The sequence below is a fragment of the Pelagerythrobacter marensis genome, from assembly GCF_036700095.1.
GTDB lineage: Bacteria > Pseudomonadota > Alphaproteobacteria > Sphingomonadales > Sphingomonadaceae > Pelagerythrobacter > Pelagerythrobacter marensis_A.
Genome location: NZ_CP144918.1, coordinates 1,494,353 through 1,516,914, shown reverse-complemented (window position 1 = coordinate 1,516,914; position 22,562 = coordinate 1,494,353). Strand labels below are relative to the sequence as shown.

Sequence of the window (22,562 nt, the reverse complement as noted above, 5' to 3'; positions counted from 1 at the left end):
ACGCCCCGGGCACGATAGAACGAGTCCTGCGTGCGATTACTCGCGGTTGCCGAGAAACTGCAGCAGGAACAGGAACATGTTGATGAAATCGAGGTACAGGCTCAGCGCGCCGAGCACGATCGCCTTGTTCGCCCACTCGGTGCCGCGGACCTGGAAATACTGCGTCTTCAGGCGCTGCGTGTCATAAGCGGTGAGGCCGGCGAAAATCAGCACGCCGAGAGCGCCGACCGCGTAGTGCAGCGCCGGCGATTGCAGCCACCAATTGAGCAGGCTGGCGATGATAAGGCCGACGACGCCCATGATGAGGAAGCTGCCCCAGCCGCTGAGATCCTTCTTCGTGGTATAGCCCCACAGGCTCAGCCCGGCGAAGGCCGCGGCCGTGGCGAAGAACGTGACCGCGATCGAGGGGCCGGTATAGACGACGAAGACCGACGAGAGCGACAGGCCCATCAGCACCGCGAAGGCCCAGAACAGCGCCTGCAGCGTGGTTTTCCCGAAGCGATTCGCCCCGAAGCTCATCGCAAACACGATTGCCAACGGCGAAAGGGCGACGATCCAGCGCATCGGGCCGGAAAAGAGATCGTAGGCCAGCCCGCTCATGAACGTGAGCAGCGCGACGATCCCGGTCAGCAGGACGCCCGAGGTCATGTAGTTGTAAATCGACAGCATATGCTGCCGCAGCCCCGCGTCGAAGGTCTCGCCGGTGGCGACCTGGCCGCGGTAGGCGGGGGAGGCGCCGAATCCCGTCTGAGATCGGCGGGGTTCGTTCCAATCAGCCATTGTAATCAGCTCTCCATTGTCGGCGACGGAATAGCCGCCGGTCACACCCGCAATATCGCCTGCGCAGCGCACTATTTCAAGGGATCACTGCATTCGATCGGCCGGGCGCGCTTTCAGGCTTCGCCGGCGGCGTCGACCAGCGCCGCCGCCAGGGCATCGCGCGGCGACTTGTCGCTCCACAGCACGAACTGAAACGCGGGATAGAAACGGTCGCATTCGTCGATCGCGGTTTCGACCAGGGCCTGCGCCTGGTCGAGGCTGAGCAGCCCGTCGTCGCCCAGCATCACGCCGTGGCGATAGACCAGCATGTCCCCCTGCGACCAGATGTCGAAATGGCCGAGCCAGAGCTGTTCGTTGACCCGCGCCAGCAGCTCGTAGGCATCGGGCATCTTTTCGCGCGAGAGGCGGATGTCGGGCAGGCTGATCAGCTGGAGCACCCGGTCCTCCCGCCGCCAGACGCCGCGAAGCTGGTATTTCCCCCAGCTCCCCTGGATTTCCCCCAGAATTTCCTCTTCGGACAGCGACTGGCACGGCCAGCCGCGCGCCTCGAAGAGCGCGGCGAGCATGTCCACGGGGGCGGCGTCGTCGCCCAACAACATGCTTTTCGCGCCTGTTCCCATCGCCGTTAAATCCCGGTTAGTGTTTACAATGCGCTGGATGCAGCGAGACGGGGCGGCGTTGCAATCGCGGACCCGTCGGCTGCTGGGGAGAACCGCACAAGACTGTTCAAAGCTTGTGCAAAAGCCGGGCACGGCGCGGCGCCGCCGACCCTCAGAGCGGCGAGACTTCCTGCCCTTCCTCGCTGGTGAAGGGGAAACTGTCGAGCCCGGCCTCGCGCAGCTTGCTCACTGCTTCGGAAGCCGCCTTCTCGCTCGGGAAAGGCCCCGCGAGCAGGCGGTTCGCCTCCCCCCAGGGCGTCGTCATCGGTTCGAAGTCGCCCAGAACTTCGGGAGCCTTGCGGCTGATCCGGCGCCAATCGAATTTGAACGCCGCCAGGTCGCGGCCGGTCGCCACCTGCACCCAGAACCGCCGCGGATGCGCGGGCGGAGCGGGTTTGGCGGGCGGGGCCGGCGGCTCCTCGCGGACCTCGCGCGGAGGTTCGATGGCGGTAATATCGACCGCGTCGGGCGACCGCGCTGCAGTGGCCCCGGGCGGGAGCGTGAATGCGGCGAAAGCGTCGGCGACGCTGGCCGGGACGGCGGGCGCGCTATCGGCGATGTCCTCGCCCGATACCGCGCCCAGATCGAAGCCCGGCGCCAGCGAAGGGGCGCTGTCGGACACTGCCGGTGCAGCCGAATCGGGCGGGCCCGCCGCTTCGGTGGCGGGCTGCGCAGGGTCGGACGCTGCGGGGAGATGCTGCACGACAGGCTCCGCGATCACCGCGAGGGCCGGTGTCGGGGCCGGGGCTGGGGCCGGAACGGAAGGCTGTGCTTCGGCCGCCGGCGGCGGGGCTGCCCCTTCCGTCTCAGCCGGGCGGGCCGGGGGCAGTTCTTCGGGCGAGGGTTCCGCTGCTTGCGCGCCCTGCGCCGGCTGCGGCGGCGGTTCGGAGCCCTGCCGGCCCCCCGCCCGCTGGCGCCCGCGCCGCGCGCTTCGGGAATCCCCCCGCTGCGCGGTTTCGCTGCCGGCGCGCCGACCCAGCGGCTCGCCGCGCGGTTCGAGCCGCGAATCGGCGGACGATACGGGCGGCGCGTTCGTGGCCGAATATCGGGCGATACGCGGATCGTCCCGCCCGATCTGCGCCGCCCGGGGAAACATCCCGAGATTGGCGGCCGCCGCCTGCTGCGCCCTGGTCAGGCGGCCCATATACTGCAGGTAGGGGGCGATCCGCGCCGACAGGTCGCGCGGCATCACCGCCTCCGCAATGGCGACGGCTTCATCCTCGTCCCCCAGGATCGCGAGGCCGAAGGCGCGCGCGCGGAACGCGGCGAAATCCTGCCGCTCGAGCAGCGGATAGAGCGTCTGTTCGAACCCTTCGCGATCGCCGGCGATCGCCTTGCTGATGGCCAGGCGCCGCCGGGTCTCGTCGTCCTCCCCGCCGGCCAGGGCCTGGCTGTACTGGGCCTGTGCAGCCGCGGCATCGCCCACCAGGTCGTAAGCCAGGCCGCGCTCGCTCGCGAAAGCGCGGGTCGACACGCCCGAACGCTCCGCCTCGTCGAACAGGCGAAGCGCCTCCAGCGGACGCTCCGAACGCACGAAGGCACCGGCAAGCCCGAGCTTTATGCGCGGATTTTCCGGCGACAGTTCCTGCGCCCGGCCGAAGAAGCCGATCGCAGCCTCGATATCGTTCAGTTCCAGCGAGGCATTGCCCGCGTCGATCAAAGCGTCGACATCGCGCGAATCGCGCGCCAGCCGCTGCAGGGCGTCGGTAAGCTCGCCCACCGCGGGCGACGGCAGCGGCTGGACGACCGGGCGCGACACCGCATCCGGTTGCGCGGCCAGAGGAACGCCGCAACCGAATGCAGCGAGCGCGCCGATCAGGACAGGGACGGATAGGTTTCGCATTGCCGAAACGCCGCCATAGCCCCTGCCGAAGCCGGTTCATAGGGGCGGCGTCGGGGTGACGGTCGAGACGTGGCGCAGCGACGCCGGACGGCGTTACTGGTTGTTCTGGCGCCCCAGGAAACGCGGGATATTGAGCGACCCGCCTTCGTCGTCGTCGCTGTCGCTCTCGTCCTCGTCGCGCGGCTGCGGCTTGCCGTTCTTGTCGGCGGACCCGCGCGAAAGGTTGGCCATCCGTTCGAACAGAGTCGATCCCCCGGTCGAACCGCCTTCCTCGCCGGTGATCAGCCCGCGCCGACGCGCCGCGCCGACGCGCGGCGGCTGAATCGGGCGATCCTCTTCCGCAAGGCGGTCGGCATCGAGCAGGAGTTCGTCCTGCGTCGCCGGCTTGTCCCGATCGGGCCGGCCGGCGCCGCGGTCGAGCGGGTCCCGGCTTTCGCGCGGTTCGGGCCGGGCCGGTCCTTCGTCGCGCGCAAAGCCGCCGCCTTCGCCGGCCGCGGCATAATCCGAATCGTCGGCCGGATCGGTCGCGCCTTCGCGGGATTCGGGGCCCTGGCGCGCTTCGGCAATCTCGTTGCGCAGGCCGGCGAGCGGATCGACGATATCTTCGACATCGTCGTCCTCGCCCTCCTCCGCCTGGTCGAAGCGCGGGGCGGGGGAGCTGTCCTGCGAAGCGTGGGCCGGGGCGCTATTGCCGGCGGTCTGCGGGGCCGGCGAAACGCTCCCTTCGTCCTCGTACTCGTCTTCGCTGGGAAGCTCGAGCACGGGGCGTTTCGGCGCGCGGGCGCCGGCGAGCGACATCGAACGGTTTTCCGGCGCGCTCGTCTCTGCATTGGCATCGATGCCGGTGGCGACGACCGAGACCCGGATCTTGCCGTCCAGCTCCGCATTGAAGGCCGAGCCCCAGATGATGTTCGCGTCCTCGTCCACCAGTTCGCGGATGTGGTTGGCCGCCTCGTCCACTTCGAGCAGCTTCATGTCCTCGCCGCCGATGATCGAGATGATCACGCCCTTGGCGCCCTGCATCGAAACCCCGTCGAGCAGCGGGTTCGCGATCGCACGCTCGGCCGCTTCCAGCGCGCGGTTTTCGCCTTCGCCCTCGCCCGTGCCCATCATGGCCTTGCCCGCTTCCTGCATGACCGATTCGATATCGGCGAAGTCGAGGTTGATAAGGCCCGGCATGACCATCAGGTCGGTGATCGAGCGGACGCCCTGCTGCAGAACTTCGTCCGCGAGCTGGAACGCCTCCTTGAAGGTCGTTTCCGCCTTCGCGATCAGGAACAGGTTCTGGTTCGGGATGACGATCAGCGTATCGACATGCTTCTGCAGCTCGACAATCCCGGATTCGGCCGCGCGCATCCGGCGCGTCCCCTCGAACAGGAACGGCTTGGTCACGACGCCGACCGTGAGCACGCCCTTCCGCCGCGCCGCCTCGGCGATGACCGGCGCGGCGCCGGTGCCGGTGCCGCCCCCCATGCCGGCGGCGATGAAGCACATGTTCGCGCCGTCCAGCGCCTCCTCGATCTCCGCGACGGTTTCTTCCGCCGCGGCCTTGCCCACTTCGGCGCGGGCGCCAGCGCCCAGGCCGCCGGTAATGTCCGGCCCGAGCTGAATCCGCGTCGGCGCGGCAGAGTTGCTGAGCGCCTGCGCGTCGGTGTTGGCGACGATGAACTCGACCCCCTCGATCTTCGCCGCCATCATGTTGGCAATGGCATTGCCGCCGGCGCCGCCGACGCCGATCACCGCAATGCGGGGGCGCGGATCGTCGGATGCTGCGGGACCGATATTGATACTCATGGGATGTCGCTCCAAGGGATGGTATGCGCGTCGATTACTAACCGCACAGTCTGACACAAAGCGAATCGGGGTTGCATAGGGCGCAACCGCTTATCCACAGTGGTTAAGCATCCGGCCATCGCGTCAGAAATACTCGCGCACGGCGCGGACCACGCGATTGACCAGCCCCAGACCCGAATAGCGCATCGTGGGCTGATAGCTCGGACCGACCGAACGAATGTCGATCGGATCGTCGGCCGCATAGAGGCACAGACCCGCCAGCGTCGCGAAGCCTGCGGCGGAATGTGCTTCAGGCAAGCCGCGCAGCGCTGGCGGCTTGCCGATTCGCACCGGCCGGCCCAATGCGCCCTGCGCGAATTCGGCAATGCCGGCCAGCTCCGCGCCGCCGCCGGTGAGCACGACCTGGCTGCCGCCCGCCCCCGAAAAGCCCATCGACTTCAGCGCGCGCGCGATCTCTTCGGTCAGCTTCGCGAGCTGTTCGGTAACCACGGAGACCAACTCCGCGCGCGGGATGCGATTCTTCTCGTCGGCCCCGCGGGCGGCCGGCCCCGCCGATCCTTCGTCCGGGCCGTGGACGGGGATCATCTCGCGATGATCGGTCGGGCTGGCGATCGCCGAGCCGGCGACGCATTTCAGCCGCTCCGCCTGAAACCGGCGGATGCCGAAGCTGGAAGCGATCGCATCGGTGATATCGGTGCTGCCGAACGGAATCGCCTGCAGGCCCAGCAGCATCCCGCCGGCATAGAGCGAAACATTGGTCACCTCGCCGCCGATTTCGATCAGCGCGGTGCCAAGCTCGCGCTCTTCATGCGTGAGGCAGGAATAGCCCGCGGCGATCGGCGCGGCGACGACCGCCTCGACATCGAGATGCGCGTTCTGGACCGCTTCGATCAGGTTGCGGACCGGCGCGCCGTCGGCCAGCATGACATGGACGTCGACCCCCAGCCGTTCCGCATGCAGGCCCTTGGGGTTGGCCACTCCGTGCGCCCCGTCGAGCGTGTAATGCGCAGGCTGGGCATGGAGAATCATGCGCCCGTCGGGCTGGATCGAATCGCGGGCGGTGACGAGCAGGAGTTCGATATCCTCCTCCTCGATCCGGCGTCCGCCGATATCGATCTCGACTTTGGCGACCTGGCTCGCCAGCCCCGCCCCGGCGCATCCGATCCACACGCTCGACACGCTGGTGCCGGCGTTCTTCTCGGCCCGTTCCACCGCGTCGCGTATGGCATACGTCGCCGCCGCCATGTCGGTGACATAGCCGCGCTTGATCCCCTGGCTGGCGCGGTGGCCGGAGCCGAGGACGATCATCTCCCCGGTTTCGGAGAGGCCCATGATCATCGCGGAAATGCGAAACGATCCGACATTGACCGCCCCGAACACCCGGGTGATGCGCGGCAGGCCCACTTACTCGCCCTCCTGCGTCGCCATGGCCTGCGCCGCGCGGCCCGGCACGCGCATGTAGATGCGATCGGGCGCGCGCATGTCGAACGTCGCGACTTTACCGCCGAGCAGGCGATTGACCCCGTCGAGCCGCGCGAAGGCGATCAGCGCCCCGGCGGATTCGTCCTCCCCCTGCGGCAGAGCGAGCACCTGACCGGTGTCGAAAGTGAGGTTCCAGCGCCGGTTGCCGATCCATTCGGCTTCGGCCACCTGCGGTTCGATCGCCGGTGCCGCGGCCAGCAGGTCCGACAGCGGGCCGACCTGCTTGCTCGCCCCCGGCCCCGACACGATCAGCATCCCTTTGGCATTGGCCGGCGAAATCGGCTCCAGCTCCGCACCGGTGCTGTCGATCAGGACCAGACGGTCCGGCTTGCGCAGCACGGCATGCGGCGTGCGCTCGACGATGTCGATGACGAGACTGTCGGGCAGCTGGCGCGAAACCCGCGCATCCTCGACCCACGAGAGTTCGAGCAGTTCGGCCCGCAGCGCCTCGAGGTCCACCAGCGGCATCGGGCGGTCGCGGCGCGCCAGGGCCCGCTCGTAGACCTTGAGTTCGTTCATCCGCTCGACGCCGGTAACGCGGACCTTGCGGACCTCGAACCCGGCATCGGCGGCGAACGATGCGATCTGCTGCTGCGCCAGCGCGGGCACTCCGGCCAGGCTGGCGACGAACCAGGCGAGCGCGGCCGCGGCGCCCAGAATGGCGACCAGGAATATGCGGTGCAGCTGCTCGTCGGTGAAAGGCAGCGCCGCCATCGCCGAATCGAACAGCGAACCGGTCCTGGCGCGCGCGCGGCGCGCCGTCCGGGCGCGGCCTTTCGCCGCCGTCGAGCGGCGCACGCCTTTCGCCTTGCGATTAACCGTGGGCACCGCTCCCTCCTTCCTCCTGCCGTGCCAGGGCCTCCGCCACGAGGGCTTCGACGAGGTCTTCGTAACTCATTCCGCACTGGCGCGCCTGCTCGGGCACGAGGCTGAGCGGCGTCATGCCGGGCTGGGTGTTGGTTTCCAGCACGAACAGCCCGTCTTCCCCCTGCTCGTCATCCCACCGAAAATCGGTTCGGCTACATCCCTTGCAGCCGAGCAGGCGATGGGCGCGGACCGCGATGTCCATGCACAGGCGCGCGATCTCGTCCGGCACCTGGGCCGGGCAGACGTGCTCGGTCATGCCTTCGGTATACTTGGCATCGAAATCGTAGAAACCCGATTTCGGCACCAGCTCGGTCACCGTCAGCGCACGCGGCCCCTCCGCCCCGTCGATGACCGCCACGGTCAGCTCGCGCCCGCGGATATAGGGTTCGGCCAGCAGGCGGCCGAATTCCTGCCACGGCCCCTCGGCATCGCGCGCGATCGGGTTGCCGTGGTTGCCGTCCTCGGTGACGATGGCGACGCCGACCGAGCTGCCCTCGTTCACCGGCTTGAGCACATAGGGGCGCGGCAGCGGGTCCTTTTCGAACAGGCTCTCGCTGTCCACGATGCGTCCGCCGGGCATAGGGATGCCATGGGGCACGAGCGCCTGCTTGGTCAGTTCCTTGTCGATCGCGATGACCGAGGTGGCGAGGCCCGAATGGGTATAGGGGACGCCCATCAGGTCGAGCATACCCTGGACCGTCCCGTCCTCCCCCGGCACGCCGTGGAGCGCGTTGAACACGACATCGGGCGCGGCCTTTGCGATGCGCGCCGCGACCTGGCGGTCCATGTCGATCCGCGTCACGCGGTGCCCGCGCGTCTCCAGCGCCTCGGCGACGCCTTCGCCCGACATCAGCGACACCGGCCGCTCGTTCGCCCAGCCGCCCATGAGCACGGCGACGTGGAGCCTGCGAAGCCCGCTCACAAACACCTCCCCCGTCGGGGAAGGGGGAGCGGCTTTCCGGAGATCCAGGTACTCACGGCCGTCCCACCCGCTGGATTTCCCATTCGAGCATCACCCCGGTTTCGGCATAGACGCGGCGACGCACTTCCTCGCCCAGCTCTTCGATATCGGCGCTCGTCGCGTCGCCGGTGTTGATGAGGAAATTGGCGTGCTTCTCGCTCACTTGCGCGCCGCCCTTGCGCAGGCCGCGGCAGCCGGCGGCGTCGACCAGCCGCCAGGCCTTGTCCCCTTCCGGGTTCTTGAAGGTGGAGCCGCCCGTCCTGGTCCGCAGCGGCTGCGATTCCTCGCGCGCCCGGGCGATCCGGTCCATCTCCACGCCGATCTCCGCCGGGTCGCCGGGGGTGCCCTGCAGGCGGGCGGAGACGACCACGGCCCCTTCGGGCAGCTCGGAGTGGCGATAGCTGTAGCGCAGATCCGCCGCCGGCAGATGAACCAATTCGCCGCCGGGCAGGATCGCCTCGCAATCGAGCAAGACGTCCGCCACTTCACGCCCGTAGGCGCCGCCGTTCATGCGCACGAAACCACCGACCGTGCCGGGAATGCCGCGCAGGAATTCCAGCCCGGCGATCCCCGCGTCGCGCGCGGTGGAGGACACCAAGATGCCGCTCGCCCCGCCGCCGCAGCGCAGCACCTGTTCGCCCTCGTCGGCGACCGTGGCGAAGGCTTTTCCGAGGCGGACGACCACCCCGGGCACGCCCCCATCGCGCACGATGAGATTGGACCCGAGGCCGAGTGCCATCACCGGCAGCTCTCCGCCAAGCCGGGCGAGAAACTCGCGCAGGTCGTCCAGATCGGCCGGTTCGAACAGCCAGTCCGCCGCCCCGCCCGTCTTAAACCAGACGAGCTTCGCCAGCGGCGCGTTCGGCGTCAGCGTCCCGCGCACGCTGTCCACCGGCACGGGCGCGGCGACGGCGCCCTCCACCGCGCAATCGGGAGCCATGCCGTCGTCCAGCTCCGGCCAGTCGGGGGAACTCTGCCTCATCGGCCGCGCTCCCGCAGTATCGCATCGGGCAGGGCCGCGGCCCACTTGGTAATGTCGCCCGCGCCGAGGCAGACGACCAGGTCGCCTTCGCCCAGGTCCTCCGCCAGCGCCCGGGCCAGTTCGTCCTGGTCGGCAACGGTCGTCGCCGCACGATGGCCGCGCGACTTCAGGCCCGCGACCAGCGCCTGCGCATCGACCCCCGGAACCGGGTCTTCGCCGGCGGCATAGACCGGGGTGACATAGACCCGGTCGGCATCGTTGAAGCAGTTCTGGAAGTCGTCCATCAGATCGTTCAGGCGCGAATAGCGATGCGGTTGCATGACCGCGATCACGCGTCCGGAGACATGGCCCGCCACGCTCTCGCGCGCGGCGGACAGGACGGCCCGGATTTCCACCGGATGGTGCGCGTAGTCGTCGATCACGGTCGCGCCGGCGACTTCGCCGACCCGGGTGAAGCGCCGCCGCACGCCGCCGAACTGACCGAAGCCGTTGCAGATCGTCTCGTCCGAACACCCCATCTCGATCGCCACCGCGATCGCCGCCAGCGCGTTCTGGACGTTGTGGCGGCCCGGCATCGGCAAGTGGACGCCTTCGATCCGCCGATCCTCCCCCATGCGCTGGCGAACCACGACGTCGAAGCGGTTGCCGCCCCCGTTGGGCTGGACATTGACCGCGCAGACATCGGCCTGGAGCGAAAAGCCGTAAGTCACGACCCGCCGGTCGCGCACTTTGCCGGTCACCGCCTGCACTTCGGGATGATCGATGCACAGGATCGCCGCGCCATAGAACGGCACGTTGTGAATGAACTCGACGAAAGCGTCCTTCACCCCGTCGAAATCGCCGTAGTGGTCGAGGTGCTCGGGATCGATATTGGTCACCACCGCGATCGTGCCGTCGAGCCGCAGGAAACTGCCGTCGCTCTCGTCGGCCTCCACCACCATCCAGTCGCTGTCGCCCAGGCGCGCGTTCGAACCGTACTGTTCGATAATGCCGCCGTTGATCACCGTCGGATCGATCCCGCCGGCATCGAGCAGCGCGGCGATCATGCTGGTCGTCGTGGTCTTCCCATGCGTGCCGGCCACCGCAACGGTGTTCTTCAGCCGCATGAGTTCGGCGAGCATTTCCGCCCGCCGCACCACGGGTATGCGGTTTTCCAGCGCGGCGACGACTTCGGGATTGGTGCGCTTCACCGCGGTCGAGGTGACCACGACCGCGGCGCCTTCCACGTTGTCGGCCGCCTGTCCGATCGTGACCTTTATCCCGCGCGCGCGCAGCCGCTCGACCGTCGCGCTTTCGGCCAGGTCCGACCCCTGCACGGAATAGCCGAGGTTGTGCATGACCTCGGCAATGCCCGACATGCCGATCCCGCCGATGCCAACGAAATGGATCGTCCCGATATCGGTTGCGACCCCCTTCATGCCGCCGTTTTCCCCTGGCTGTCGCGCGCCGCGCCCTGCCCGGCGGGAGCGCCCTGGGCGGTGCCGCGGGCGGTGCCGGCGCCGACGCGGATGACGTCCATCATCTCCGCCCCGCCGAAACTTTCGACCAGGTCCGCAAGGTCTTTCGCCGCATCCGGCCGGCCGCAGTTCCACGCCGCATGGGCGGCATTGGCGAGCGCTTGCGGATTCTGCGCCAGGACCTGGATCTGCTTCGCGAGTTCCTTGGGCGCGAACTTCTCCTGCCGGATCATCCGCGCGCCGCCGGCTTTCGTCACCTCGCGCGTGTTCGCCGCCTGATGGTCGTCGGTCGCGATCGGCAGGGGGATCAGGATCGCCGGGCGGCCCACGGCGGTCAGTTCGGCAATGGTCGACGCGCCGGCACGGCCGATGAACAGGTGCGCATCGGCAAGGCGGGCGGCCATATCCTCGAAATAGGTGCCAAGCTCGGCCGGAATGTCGTGGCTGCGGTAACGGTCGCGGACCGCCTCGATATCCTCCGGCCGGCACTGCTGCGTCACCTGGAGCCGCTGACGCAGCGCCGGGGGCAACATGGCGAGGCCATCGGGCACGATCTCGCTCAGCACCCGTGCGCCCTGGCTGCCCCCGGTCACGAGCACCTTGAACAGCCCGTCCTCCGCCAGCGGCGGAAAATCCTCGTCGCGCAGCGTCAGGACTTCGGCCCGCACGGGGTTGCCGACAAGGTGGACCTTGTCCGCATGGCGGCCCTTGAGGCGCGCGATTTCGGGATAGGCGGTCGCGATCGCCTGGACCCGGCCGGCGAGCAGGCGGTTGACCCGCCCGAGCACCGCGTTCTGTTCGTGCACGACGCTGGGAATTCCGGCCGATGTCGCCGCCAGCAGCGCCGGCAGGGCGGGATAGCCGCCGAACCCGACGACCGCGCTCGGCTCGAAACTCTCGAACAGGCGCAGCGCCATCTTGCGCCCTTCCAGAACGGCACGCAATCCGCCCGGCCAGCGCAGCGGGTTCTTGCCGAAACGGCCTGCGGGCAGGACATGTGCGGGCAGGAACGACGGCTTGCCGGGGATATCCGCCCCGCGCCGGTCGGTGATGAGCGCGACGTGGTGGCCGCGCCGCTCCAGTTCGGTCGCCAGGGCGAAAGCGGGGATGAGATGCCCGCCGGTGCCGCCGGCGGCGAGAACGTAGTGCCGGTTCGCTCCGCCCGTCATATCTGCGCCTCCCGTCCGAAAAGTCGCTGCCACAGGCCCGGCGTACCACGTTTCAGGAAGGGATTGCGCCGGGTGATCGCCAGCAGAAGGCCGACCGTCAGGCAGACCGCTATGGTCGAGGAGCCGCCGTAGGACACGAGCGGCAGCGTCATCCCTTTCGACGGGGCGAGTTGCAGGTTGACGAGGATGTTGATGAAGGCCTGCCCCCCGATCAGCACCGCCAGGCCGGCCCCCGCCAGCAGGGTGAAAAGGTCCTCTTCATCGGCAAGGCGGACAAGCACGCGCACCACGATTGCCAGATAGAGCAGGACGATCACGCCGCATACGAGCAGGCCGAATTCCTCCCCGATGACGGAGAAGATATAGTCGGTATGCGCTTCGGGCAGGCTCATCTTGCGAATGCCCAGCCACAGCCCGCTGCCGGTCCATCCCCCGGCGAGAAGCGTGCGCTGGGCCAGGTCCACCTGGTCGAACGCCGTCCCGCCGCCGAGGAAATCGTTGATCCGATTGCGGCCGTTTTCGTAGAACAGGTAGATCAGAACCGCGGTCGCCACGCCCGCACCGATCACCGCGCCCAACCGCCGGGTCGAAACGCCGGACAGGACGATCAGCGCGAACCATACGCCCGCGAACAGAACCGTGTCGCCCAGATTGGGCTGAAGCATCAGCATAAAGCCCACCGCCGCCATGATGCCGGTGACGATCGTCAGCACCGGAATATTGGGATCGCGCGTGCGCCAGGCGATGATCCAGGCCAGGGTAATCGCGAATCCGGGTTTCAGAAATTCCGACGGCTGGAAGGAAAATCCCACGTCGATCCATCGTTTCGCGCCGTTCACCTCGAACCCGGCAAGCGGCACCAGCATCAGCATCGCGAACATTCCGGCGAACAGCAGAATGCCGACGCGCCGCGCATTCTCGCGCGAGAGCATTGCCGCGCCGAACATCGCGCCCAGGCCCACGACCTGCCACCGCAGATGGGCCCAGTAGAAATAGAGGTCCGGCAGCGATTGCGTCGCGGTCGACAGGCGGCGCGCGCTGGCCGGCGATGCCGCGGCCACGGCGGCGGCGCCCACCGCCATCAGGGCGAGGATCAGGAACAGCAACACACGGTCGATCTCGCGCCACCAGATCTTCAGTTCCGCACGGCGGGAGGTGCGGAAACGGTCCTGCCGCGGGCCGCGTTCGCCCGCGCGCGGGATATAGGGCTGGGTCGCGCTCATGCCGCCGATTTCCCCGAAAACGATTCGTCCGGCCGCGCCGGCTCGCCGATCAACATGGCCACGATCTCGCGAAAATATTCGCCCCGCTTCTCGTAATCGCGGAACTGATCGAAACTGGCGCAGGCGGGCGAAAGCAGGACGACGTCGCCGGGCCGCGCAGCGGCATAGGCAAGGCGCAGCGCCTGGCACATCAGCTCGGCCCGCTCCACCCGCACTTGCCCGCTCAGCAGTTCGGCAAAGCGGGGTCCGGCCTCGCCGATGGTATAGGCGGCGGCGACATTGCCCAGATGCGCCTCGCATTCGCCCAGCCCGTCTTCTTTCGGCAACCCGCCGACGATCCAGTGCACCCGGGGGCGTGCGCCGCCCGCCGCCCCGGGTTCGGGCGGATAGGCCGCGAGCGCGGGGGCGGTGGAAGCCTGGTTGGTCGCCTTGCTGTCATTGACGAACAGGACGCCGCGATGTTCGGCGACCACTTCCATCCGGTGCGGCAAGCCGCGAAAGCTGGCCATCGCGGCGCGAATCTCGTCCCGGTCGACGCCCAGCTCGGCACACAGCGCCGCAGCGACCGCAGCGTTCTCGAGATTGTGCGGCCCCTGGAGCGCTGGCCATTCCGCCTGCCGCTCCGCCAGGCCGGCACGATCCGCACAGATCGCGCGCCCGGCTGCGCGCCGCGCCCGTTCGGCGGCGCAAACCGCCTCGGTCGGCGCATCGGCGCAGCCGAAGACGGCGAACTGGTCGGGCGTCTGCATCGCCAGCAGGCGCGCCTTCGACGCGGCATAGGCCGCGAAATCATCGTATCGGTCGAGATGATCCGGCGTGATATTGATCAGGGCCGCCGCCTCGCAGGCCAGCGAGCGGGTCAGGTCGATCTGGTAGCTCGAGAGTTCGAGCACATAGGTCCCGCCTTGCGGCAGCGGCTCCTGCGCCAGGATCGGCAGGCCGATATTGCCCCCCATGCGCGCCGGAATCCCCGCGCTTTCGAGGATATGGTGGACCAGCGCCGTCGTGGTCGATTTCCCGTTCGTACCGGTGATGCCGATCACCTTGTGCGGCGCCAAAGCGGCGCGCGCCTGCGCGAACAGTTCGATATCGCCGATCACCGGCACCCCGAAACGCCGCGCACGCTCGGCAATCGGATGCGTGTTGAGCGGCACGCCGGGCGAAGCGACGATCCCGTCGAACCCGGTCAGATCCAGCTCCAGCGGATCGGCCAGACGCGCGCGGCCCGCCAGCTTCTCGCGCGCGACATCCTGCCGGTCCCACGCGACCACTTCCGCCCCGCTCGCCAGCAGGGTTTCCGCCGCGGCCAGACCCGATCGGGCGAGGCCGAGGACGGCAAAGCGCTTGCCGGAGAAGGCCGGCGAGACGATCATCGCAGCTTCAGCGTCGCCAGGCCCATCAGCGCGAGCACGATCGAGATGATCCAGAACCGGATCACGACCTTGCTCTCGCTCCAGCCGAGCTGTTCGAAATGATGGTGGATCGGGGCCATGCGGAAAATCCGCTTGCCCGTGCGCTTGAACCAGAACACCTGGATGATCACCGACAGCGCCTCTGCCACGAACAGGCCACCGACGATAGCGAGCACGATTTCGTGGTGGCTGGCAACCGCGATCGCGCCCAGCGCGCCGCCGAGCGCGAGGCTGCCGGTATCGCCCATGAACACGGCCGCCGGCGGCGCGTTGAACCACAGGAACGCAAGCCCTGCCCCCATGATCGCGGCGCAGAAAATCGCCAGCTCGCCGGCGCCGGCAACGTGCGGAATGCCCAGATAGGCAGAATAGTCGACCCGGCCGACGAGGTAGGCGATCAGGGCAAAAGTGCCCGCCGCGATAATCACCGGCATGATCGCCAGCCCGTCCAGCCCGTCGGTCAGATTGACCGCATTGCCCGCGCCCACGATCACCACGGCGGCGAAGACGTAGTAGAACCAGCCGAGTTCGAACCCCAGGTTGTTGAAGAACGGGACGTAGAGGAACGTGTTGATCTGCCCCACGACGATCCATGCGGCGACGCCGGCGACCGCGAATTCGAGCAGGAGGCGCACTTTGCCCGAAACGCCGCGATGGCTGGCCTTCGTGATCTTGTCGTAATCGTCGAGAAATCCGATCGTGCCGAACCCGGCCGTCACTGCCAGGCAGGCCCAGACGAAGGGATTACGCAGATCCATCCACAGCAGCATGGCGATCAGCAGCGAGGCGAGGATCATCAGCCCGCCCATCGTCGGCGTCCCGCGCTTGGCGAAGTGGGTCTGCGGCCCGTCTTCGCGGATCGGCTGCCCCTTGCCCTGCCGCACGCGCAGCATGTTGATGAAGCGCGGGCCGATCAGCAGGCCGATCAACAGCGCCGTCATCAGCGTCGCCCCGGCGCGGAACGTCTGATAGCGGACGAGATTGAGAGCGCCTTCGAAACCCAGCCATTCGGCGATAAGGTAAAGCATTCAGCCTTCCCGGCCCCCAGCATTCCTGGAGGCGAAATGTGTCACCAGCCTGCCCAGCCCGACCGAATTGGAGCCCTTGACCAGGATCGCATCGCCCGCCGCGATGCCGAATTCCTCGAGCGCCGCGATCGCTTCGGCAGGCCCATCGCAATGGGCGAAGGTCAGCCCGCCCGCAAGCGCATTACCCGCGCCTTTCCCCAAGTCCCGTGCCAGCGCGCGCATCTCTTCGCCGACCAGCACCGCGTGATCGACCTTCCCCTCCGCCAGCGGCTCGGCCAGCTGGGCGTGGAATGCCGGGGCGAAATCGCCCAGTTCCTTCATGCTACCGAGCACCGCGATGCGCCGCGCGGCGGGCGTCTGGCCGAGCTGATGCAGTGTCGCGCGCATCGATGCGGGATTGGCGTTGTAGCTTTCGTCGATCAGCAGGGCGTGGCCGCCGCTCGCGGCGATCCGGTGCCGCGCGCCGCGCCCTTTCAGCCCGCCCATTTCCGCCAGCGCGATCCCGGCGGACGCGAGATCGCCCCCCGCCGCACGCACCGCCGCCATGACGCAGAGCGAATTCGCGATCCAGTGCTCACCCGGTTCCGCCACCGAATAGCACAGCCGCGTGTCGCCGAAATCCGCGGTCACCAGGGCGCCCCCGTTCGCGGAGGGGATCGCGTCGAGCAGGCGCACGTCGGCATGGGCCGCGCGGCCGAACGAAAGCACTTTCGCACCGACTGCCAGCGCGCGGTCGCGCAGGCGCTCGTAATGCGGCGAATCCGCCGGAATGACGGCAAACCCGCCGGGTTCGAGGCCGGCGAAGATCTCCGCCTTGGCGTCCGCGATCGCCTCTTCGCTACCGAGGTTTTCGATGTGCGCGGGCGCGATCGCGGTCACGACCGCCACATGGGGCCGAACCTGCCCGGTCAGCGCGGCGATCTCGCCGGCGTGGTTCATCCCCATCTCGAACACGCCGAAGCGGCTGCGCGCGGGCATCCGTGCCAGGCTGAGCGGCACCCCGACGTGATTGTTGTAGCTGCGCACCGAACGATGCGCCTGCCCGCGGCTGGCACGGTCGAGCGCGGCAAAGATCGCTTCCTTCACGCCGGTCTTGCCGACCGAGCCGGTGACGCCGATACGCGTCGCTGCCGAACGCGTGCGCGCCGCCGAAGCGAGCGCATCGAGCGCGGCATTGGTATCGGCCACCAGGATATGCGGCCAGTCGACCGGGCGGTCCACCACCGCCGCGGCCGCGCCGTTGGCGAAAGCCTTGTCGATAAAGCGATGGCCGTCGGTGCTTTCCCCCTTGAGCGCGAAGAACAGGTCGCCCGAGCGGACATCGCGCGAATCGATCTCCACGCCGGAGACCTGGAACGGGCCGCTGTGCGTGCCGCCCATCGCCTGCGCCAGCGCCGGCGCATCCCACAGCGCCAGGCCCATGCGGTCGCGCGGGCGAACGGGCCAGGCGCGCAATGCGCGATGGGCGTTCATGCCGCGCCTCCCTGCGTACCGCCCGCGCATTCGCGCGCCACGGCGACATCGTCGAACGGCAATACGCGCATGTTTTCTCCCGTTCCGATGATCTGGCCCTGTTCGTGACCCTTGCCCGCCACCAGCACGATGTCGTCCGCACCGGCCATCGCGATCGCCGCGCCTATCGCAGCGCGGCGGTCGCCGATTTCCCGCGCACCATCGGCACCGGCCAGAACCGCGCGGCGAATGGCCGCCGGATCCTCTCCGCGCGGATTGTCGTCGGTGACGATAACCGCATCGGCCCCTCTGCCGGCAACTTCGCCCATGGCCGCGCGCTTGCCCGCGTCGCGATCCCCGCCCGCGCCGAAGACGACGATCAGGCGGCCCGCGCAATGGGGCCGCAGGGCCGCGATCGCGGCTTCGAGCGCATCGGCGGTGTGGGCGTAATCGACATAGACGGGGGCGCCCGTCGGCGCGATCGCCGCGCGCTCCAGCCGCCCGCGCACCGGCTGTAGCCGGGAAAGATTGTCCAGCGTGGCGCCCGCTTCGCCGCCGGTGGCGAGAACCAGGCCGGCAGCCACCAGCGCGTTGGCGGCCTGATAGGCGCCGATCAAGGGCAGGCGGATCGTGCGCTGCGCCCCTTCGTGAACGACGGTCAGGTCCTGCCCCAGTTGAGTCGGCGTACGGGCGAGCAGGCGAATGTCATCGCCATGCTCGCCCACCGTGAACACGCGCAGATGCCGCTTGTGCGCGTGTTCGGCGGCCAGGCCGGCCCACTCGCCAGCGTCGGCCCAGACCACCACGGTCGCACTGTCCGCAACCACCTCGTCGATCAGCCGCATCTTCGCCGCGAAGTATTCTTCCATGCTGCCGTGGTAATCGAGATGATCGCGGCTGAAGTTGGTGAACGCCGCCGCCGAAACGTGCAGCCCTTCGTTGCGGTACTGCGAAAGGCCGTGGCTGGACGCTTCGTAGGCGACATGGGTCACCCCCTCGCGCGCCAGCCCGCTCATGTTGGCGAGGAAGGTGACGATGTCGGGCGTGGTGAGCCCGGTCGAGATGCTCTCGTCCGACGTCGTGACCCCCAGCGTCCCAATCGAAGCCGCGCGTTCGCCTGCCATGCGCCACAGCTGGCGCGCCATCTCCACGGTCGAGGTCTTGCCGTTGGTCCCCGTTACCGCAACGACGGTCGGCGGGACGGGTGTGAAGAATCGCGCCGCGAGCCGGGCGAAGGCGCGGCGCGGTTCGGCATCGGCGACATGGACCGCGCCTGCCACCGCCACTTCGGGCCGCGTCACGACCGCGACCGCCCCGGCGGCAATCGCCGCGGGGATGAAATCCTCGCCGTTGAACGCGGCCCCGCGGAACGCCCCGAACACGGTCCCCGGGGCCACCTTGCGGTGATCGATCGCAAATCCCGTCACCTGCAGATCGGGATCGCCGTCCAGCACGACGCCTGCGGCGGCCGCGAGCTTGCCCAGCCTCACTTGTCGATCCCCCCGATAAGCGGCCGGAGATCGCTGATATCGACATCGCGGGCGTCGTCCGGGCGGACCCCCAGCAGCGGCCCGATCCGGGGCACGAGGTTGCCCACGATCGGCGCGGCGTTCCAGGCCGCCGTGCGCTGGAACGAACTGGCGGTCGTGCCCTTGGGCTCGTCCAGCATGGCGATGACGACATAGCGCGGGCGATCCATCGGGAACGCCGCCGCGAAAGTCGAAACGAGGGTGGAGCGCCGATAGCCGCCTGCGCCCGGCTTCTCCGCCGACCCGGTCTTGCCGCCCACGCGATAGCCCGCGGCATTGGCATTGCGCCCGGTGCCGTAGACGGCGATCATTCGCAGCAGCTGGCGCATGCGCGCGCTGGTCGATGCCTTGAACACGCGCCGGCCGCGGGGCGCCTCGCCCGGCTCCAGCCGGCGCAGGGTCGCCGGCCGCCACACGCCCCCGTTGACCATCGCGGCATAGGCGCTTGCGAGGTGAAGCGGGGTGACCGCGATGCCATGGCCGTAGCTGACGGTCATGTTGCGCAGCCGCGGCCAGTTATCGCCGGGCCAGATCGGATGGCCGCGTGCCGGCAGTTCGATATAGGGGCGCTCGTTCATGCCGAGATCGATCATCGTCTGACGCATCTTCGCCGGTCCCAGTTCGTCGGCAATGCGCGCGGTCACGGTGTTGGAGGAATGGATCAGCGTTTCGGGCACGTTCAACGTGGCGCCCAGCGGGTGGCTGTCCCTGATGGTGAAACGTCCGATAGCGATCGGTTCGGCATTATAGCGGCGTCCGAAGTCGCGCACCACCCCGGCATCGATCGCGGCGGCGACCGTCAGCGGCTTGAATGTGGAACCGAGTTCGTAGACCTGGTTGGTCACCCGGTTGAACATGTACTTTTCGCCTTCGGCGTCGATCTTGTTCGGGTTGAATTCGGGCAGGGAGGCAAGCGCCATGACTTCGCCGGTATCGACGTCGAGCACGATCCCGGCCGCGCCGAGCGCGTTGACCGCCAGCATGCCGCGACGCAGTTCATCCTCCAGCGCGCCTTGCACGCGCATGTCGATCGACAGCGCCACGGGCTTGCTGCGGCGCGCCGGATCGGTCAGGCGTTCGTTCAGCACCCGCTCCATGCCGACCTGCCCCCGCCCCTCGGCATCGACATAACCGAGCACGTGGGCGCCCATCGATCCTTGCGGGTAGTAGCGATCGGTTTCCTGCGGCATTTCCAGCGCCAGTTCGCCGATCGCCTGGACGCGATTGGCATCCTCGGGCAGCACGCGCCGCCGGATATAGCCCGGCCGGCCCGCGGCAAGCTGCTGCGCCACTTCGGCCTGGTCGAGGTCGGGGAAGATGGCCGCCAGTTCGGCCGCGACCTCGGCCGCGCTCTTGACCAGCGGCGAGCCGTCTTCGCCCAGCGCGTCGGGATTGTACCACAGGGCGTAGGCGGGGAAAGCGCGCGCCAGCGGGACCCCGTTGCGATCGGTAATCTCGCCGCGCGGCGGAAGCAGCGCCTCTTCCAGCGAGGCGACCGTCGCCGGGCCGTCGCTGACCCCGAGCACCCCGATCCGCACGAGCGCGGCCGCCGCCACCGCAGCGAACACCAGCGCCAGCCACAAGACACGCCAGCGCGCGACGGTGAGCGAGCGCTGGCGGCTGGTGATGAGGTTGACGCGGCCGGTCGAGATCGCCGTGCTGATGCTCAGCGCATTCATTCGGCGACCTCTGCGAGGCTCGCGCCCAGCCGCGTTCCATCCGAAAGACGTTCCGCCAACGACCGCGGCGCGGCCATTTCCTGCCGCTTCTCGCCCTCCCCGTCCGTCCGCGCCGGCTTTCCGGCAAGCGGCGATACCATCGCCGCCAGCTCGATCTCTTCCGACCGGGGCGCGCGGGCGACGCGGATCGGATCGGGCGCATCCAGCGCCCGCGGGAGGCCGAGCGCGGCAAGTTGGCGTTCGCTGTCGAGATACTGGTCGGACCGGGGGGCCTGATAACCGAACTCCACCCGGTTCCACTCGGCAAGCTGCCGCTGGTTGGCCCGGGTTTCGAATTCGGTTTCCAGCATCAGCTTCTCGCGCTCGAGCGCCACGATCTGCCGCTCGGCCAGGCGCACCTGGCTCTTCACCGCATTCACCCGGAAGGTCAGGACCACGAATGCGGCCATGCACACGCCCAGAACGACGGCCCAGCCGATCTGGCGAAGGCGGCTCCCCCCGATCATCACGCCGCCTCCCGCGCCGGCGCGGCGGTCCGCACGGCATGGCGCAAAGTGGCCGAACGCGCGCGCGGATTGCGCGCGGTTTCCGCTTCGGACGGGCGGATCCCCTTCGAAACGCGGGTGAATAGCGCAGGAGCGCTTTCGGCCAGGGGCAAATGCCGCGAACCGCCGGTCTTTGCCGAGGCTTCGCGCAGGAAGCGCTTGACGATCCGGTCTTCCAGGCTGTGGAAGCTGACCACCGCCAGCCGGCCGCCTTCGCGCAGCAGCGTCTCGGCCGCCGAAAGCCCGGCGGCAAGCTCCTCCAGCTCGGCATTCACGTGAATCCGGATCGCCTGGAAGCTGCGCGTGGCGGGGTCTTTCGGCGCGCCGGGGCGATAGCCGAGCGCCTTGCGCACGACGCGCGCGAGATCGCCGGTCGTTTCCAGCGGACGCGCGGCGACGATCGCGCGCGCGACCCGGCGCGACTGCCGCTCCTCGCCATAGCGATAGAGCACGTCGGCGATCGTGCTTTCGTCGGCCTCGTTGACGAAATCGGCTGCGTTCGGCCGGGTGCGCCCCATCGTCATGTCGAGCGGACCGTCGACGGAGAAGGCGAACCCCCGCTCGGCCTGGTCGAGCTGCATCGACGACACGCCGATATCCATCGCCACCCCGTCGACGCGGGCCACGCCCACTTCGGCAAGCGCCGCGACCATCTCGGAAAAGCGCCGCGGATGAAGCACGAGGCGGGGCGGCTGCTCGCGCGTTTCGGGCCAGGTGCTGCCTGCCGCGATCGCATCCGGGTCGCGGTCGAAAGCGTGCACGGTCGCCCCGGCGTCGAGCAGCGCGCGGGTATAGCCGCCGGCGCCGAACGTGGCATCGACCATGACCGATCCGGGCCGCGGGGCGAGCGCGGCCAGAACTTCGTCGAGCAGCACGGGAACGTGCGGAGTGTCCTGCGATCCGCTCATTTGCGTTTCGCCTTCGCCTTGTGCTCGGCCACGAAGTCGGCACAGGCCTCTTTCGCGCCGGCCCAGTCGTCGCTCATGCGGGAGAGTTCGACGGGATTCCAGATCGTGAAGAAACGGCCCAGCCCGTGGAAATAGAGCTGGTCCTCGATCTTCCCCAGCCGGACGAGGTGCGGCGGCATGATGAAACGCCCGCTGTCGTCGAACGGCACCCTGAGGTAGCCGAAAAGCTGCGCTGCGCGGGTATCGCGGTCGAAATCCTGCTGGCGCCTCCATGCCAGGTCTTCCTCGCGGTCGAGCTGCGCCTCCAGCTCGTCGTGACGCGAGAGGCCGAAACCGACCAGGCACGTCAGCTTGGGATGCTTGTCGATGCACAGGATCCGGCCGTCGCTCGATTCCTTCACCAGGTTGCGGAAAGCGGGCGGCAGGACGTAGCGCCCCTTTTCGCCGAGCAGCGAAAAGGCCTGACCGCTAAATCCTGTGAAGTTCTGCGCCTCCGGCACCAGGCCCGCCCTCAATCGCCCCAGGGTTGTTCGTCCGGCCACGCCTTCCGCGCCGCCGCAATCGCGCAAACGAGTGCGGTTCGCCCCCGCGAATCGGGGCGCGACGCGAAATGACCTGTCCGATGGAAGACATTCCTACCCCGGAGAAAGCCGGGAAGGAAGGGAAAATTAGGGGATTACAGGGGATTGAGATATAACATATTGTTTTTATGTCATATTTATGGACCTCAAATCTTGTTTCGAGCGCCAAAAACCTGCGCAATATCGCGCATTTACCGCGCAGGATGCGGTG

At 68.5% G+C, this 22,562-nt stretch carries 19 protein-coding genes; all 19 read right to left on the bottom strand.

The window, feature by feature from the left end:
* Positions 1–36: 36 nt before the first annotated feature.
* The 19 genes from V5F89_RS07055 to V5F89_RS06965 all read right to left on the bottom strand — a co-directional run bounded on the left by V5F89_RS07055 (position 37) and on the right by V5F89_RS06965 (position 22,312).
* Entirely contained in the window at positions 37–780 is a 744-nt protein-coding gene (locus V5F89_RS07055; RefSeq protein WP_338444961.1) for a Bax inhibitor-1/YccA family protein, read from the bottom strand.
* Between the two features lie 113 nt (positions 781–893).
* Positions 894–1,379, bottom strand: a complete 486-nt coding sequence (locus V5F89_RS07050) for a YbjN domain-containing protein (RefSeq protein ID WP_425334339.1) — start codon at positions 1,377–1,379, stop codon at positions 894–896.
* A 172-nt stretch (positions 1,380–1,551) separates the two neighbouring features.
* Positions 1,552–3,282, bottom strand: a complete 1,731-nt coding sequence (locus V5F89_RS07045; RefSeq protein WP_338444960.1) for an SPOR domain-containing protein — start codon at positions 3,280–3,282, stop codon at positions 1,552–1,554.
* A gap of 93 nt (positions 3,283–3,375) precedes the next feature.
* Positions 3,376–5,076: a cell division protein FtsZ gene (gene ftsZ / locus V5F89_RS07040; protein ID WP_338444959.1), complete on the bottom strand. Its 1,701-nt coding sequence runs from the start codon at positions 5,074–5,076 to the stop codon at positions 3,376–3,378.
* 123 nt (positions 5,077–5,199) lie between these two features.
* The gene (ftsA, locus tag V5F89_RS07035; RefSeq protein WP_338444958.1) at positions 5,200–6,480 is read right to left on the bottom strand and encodes a cell division protein FtsA; all 1,281 of its coding nucleotides are present in this window, start codon (positions 6,478–6,480) and stop codon (positions 5,200–5,202) included.
* Entirely contained in the window at positions 6,481–7,386 is a 906-nt protein-coding gene (locus tag V5F89_RS07030; protein WP_338444957.1) for a cell division protein FtsQ/DivIB, read from the bottom strand.
* Complete coding sequence (locus V5F89_RS07025) at positions 7,373–8,347, bottom strand: D-alanine--D-alanine ligase (protein WP_425334338.1); 975 nt, start codon at positions 8,345–8,347, stop codon at positions 7,373–7,375. Before V5F89_RS07025 ends, V5F89_RS07030 begins: the two co-directional genes overlap by 14 nt.
* Before the next feature lie 52 nt (positions 8,348–8,399).
* On the bottom strand, positions 8,400–9,326 hold the full coding sequence (murB, locus tag V5F89_RS07020) for a UDP-N-acetylmuramate dehydrogenase (protein WP_338447533.1): 927 nt from the start codon (positions 9,324–9,326) through the stop codon (positions 8,400–8,402).
* A gap of 38 nt (positions 9,327–9,364) precedes the next feature.
* Positions 9,365–10,786, bottom strand: coding sequence for a UDP-N-acetylmuramate--L-alanine ligase (murC, locus tag V5F89_RS07015; RefSeq protein ID WP_338444955.1), 1,422 nt, complete (start codon positions 10,784–10,786; stop codon positions 9,365–9,367).
* Complete coding sequence (gene murG / locus V5F89_RS07010; RefSeq protein ID WP_338444954.1) at positions 10,783–11,994, bottom strand: undecaprenyldiphospho-muramoylpentapeptide beta-N-acetylglucosaminyltransferase; 1,212 nt, start codon at positions 11,992–11,994, stop codon at positions 10,783–10,785. Before murG ends, murC begins: the two co-directional genes overlap by 4 nt.
* Positions 11,991–13,217 (bottom strand): putative peptidoglycan glycosyltransferase FtsW, encoded by a 1,227-nt coding sequence (locus tag V5F89_RS07005; protein ID WP_338444953.1) that lies wholly within the window; start codon positions 13,215–13,217, stop codon positions 11,991–11,993. The genes murG and V5F89_RS07005 overlap by 4 nt, the downstream gene beginning before the upstream one ends.
* Complete coding sequence (gene murD, locus V5F89_RS07000) at positions 13,214–14,590, bottom strand: UDP-N-acetylmuramoyl-L-alanine--D-glutamate ligase (RefSeq protein WP_338444952.1); 1,377 nt, start codon at positions 14,588–14,590, stop codon at positions 13,214–13,216. The genes V5F89_RS07005 and murD overlap by 4 nt, the downstream gene beginning before the upstream one ends.
* Positions 14,587–15,657, bottom strand: coding sequence for a phospho-N-acetylmuramoyl-pentapeptide-transferase (gene mraY, locus V5F89_RS06995; protein WP_338444951.1), 1,071 nt, complete (start codon positions 15,655–15,657; stop codon positions 14,587–14,589). Before mraY ends, murD begins: the two co-directional genes overlap by 4 nt.
* The gene (locus V5F89_RS06990) at positions 15,658–17,130 is read right to left on the bottom strand and encodes a UDP-N-acetylmuramoyl-tripeptide--D-alanyl-D-alanine ligase (protein WP_338444950.1); all 1,473 of its coding nucleotides are present in this window, start codon (positions 17,128–17,130) and stop codon (positions 15,658–15,660) included.
* Positions 17,127–18,599 carry a UDP-N-acetylmuramoyl-L-alanyl-D-glutamate--2,6-diaminopimelate ligase gene (locus tag V5F89_RS06985; protein WP_338444949.1) on the bottom strand — a complete coding sequence of 491 codons (1,473 nt, stop codon included), beginning with the start codon at positions 18,597–18,599 and terminating at the stop codon, positions 17,127–17,129. The genes V5F89_RS06990 and V5F89_RS06985 overlap by 4 nt, the downstream gene beginning before the upstream one ends.
* Positions 18,596–20,317, bottom strand: coding sequence for a penicillin-binding protein 2 (locus V5F89_RS06980; RefSeq protein ID WP_338444948.1), 1,722 nt, complete (start codon positions 20,315–20,317; stop codon positions 18,596–18,598). The genes V5F89_RS06985 and V5F89_RS06980 overlap by 4 nt, the downstream gene beginning before the upstream one ends.
* Entirely contained in the window at positions 20,314–20,823 is a 510-nt protein-coding gene (locus V5F89_RS06975) for a hypothetical protein (RefSeq protein WP_338444947.1), read from the bottom strand. The genes V5F89_RS06980 and V5F89_RS06975 overlap by 4 nt, the downstream gene beginning before the upstream one ends.
* Positions 20,823–21,770, bottom strand: a complete 948-nt coding sequence (gene rsmH / locus V5F89_RS06970; RefSeq protein WP_338444946.1) for a 16S rRNA (cytosine(1402)-N(4))-methyltransferase RsmH — start codon at positions 21,768–21,770, stop codon at positions 20,823–20,825. The genes V5F89_RS06975 and rsmH overlap by 1 nt, the downstream gene beginning before the upstream one ends.
* Complete coding sequence (locus V5F89_RS06965; RefSeq protein ID WP_338444945.1) at positions 21,767–22,312, bottom strand: division/cell wall cluster transcriptional repressor MraZ; 546 nt, start codon at positions 22,310–22,312, stop codon at positions 21,767–21,769. The genes rsmH and V5F89_RS06965 overlap by 4 nt, the downstream gene beginning before the upstream one ends.
* Between the last annotated feature and the right edge of the window lie 250 nt (positions 22,313–22,562).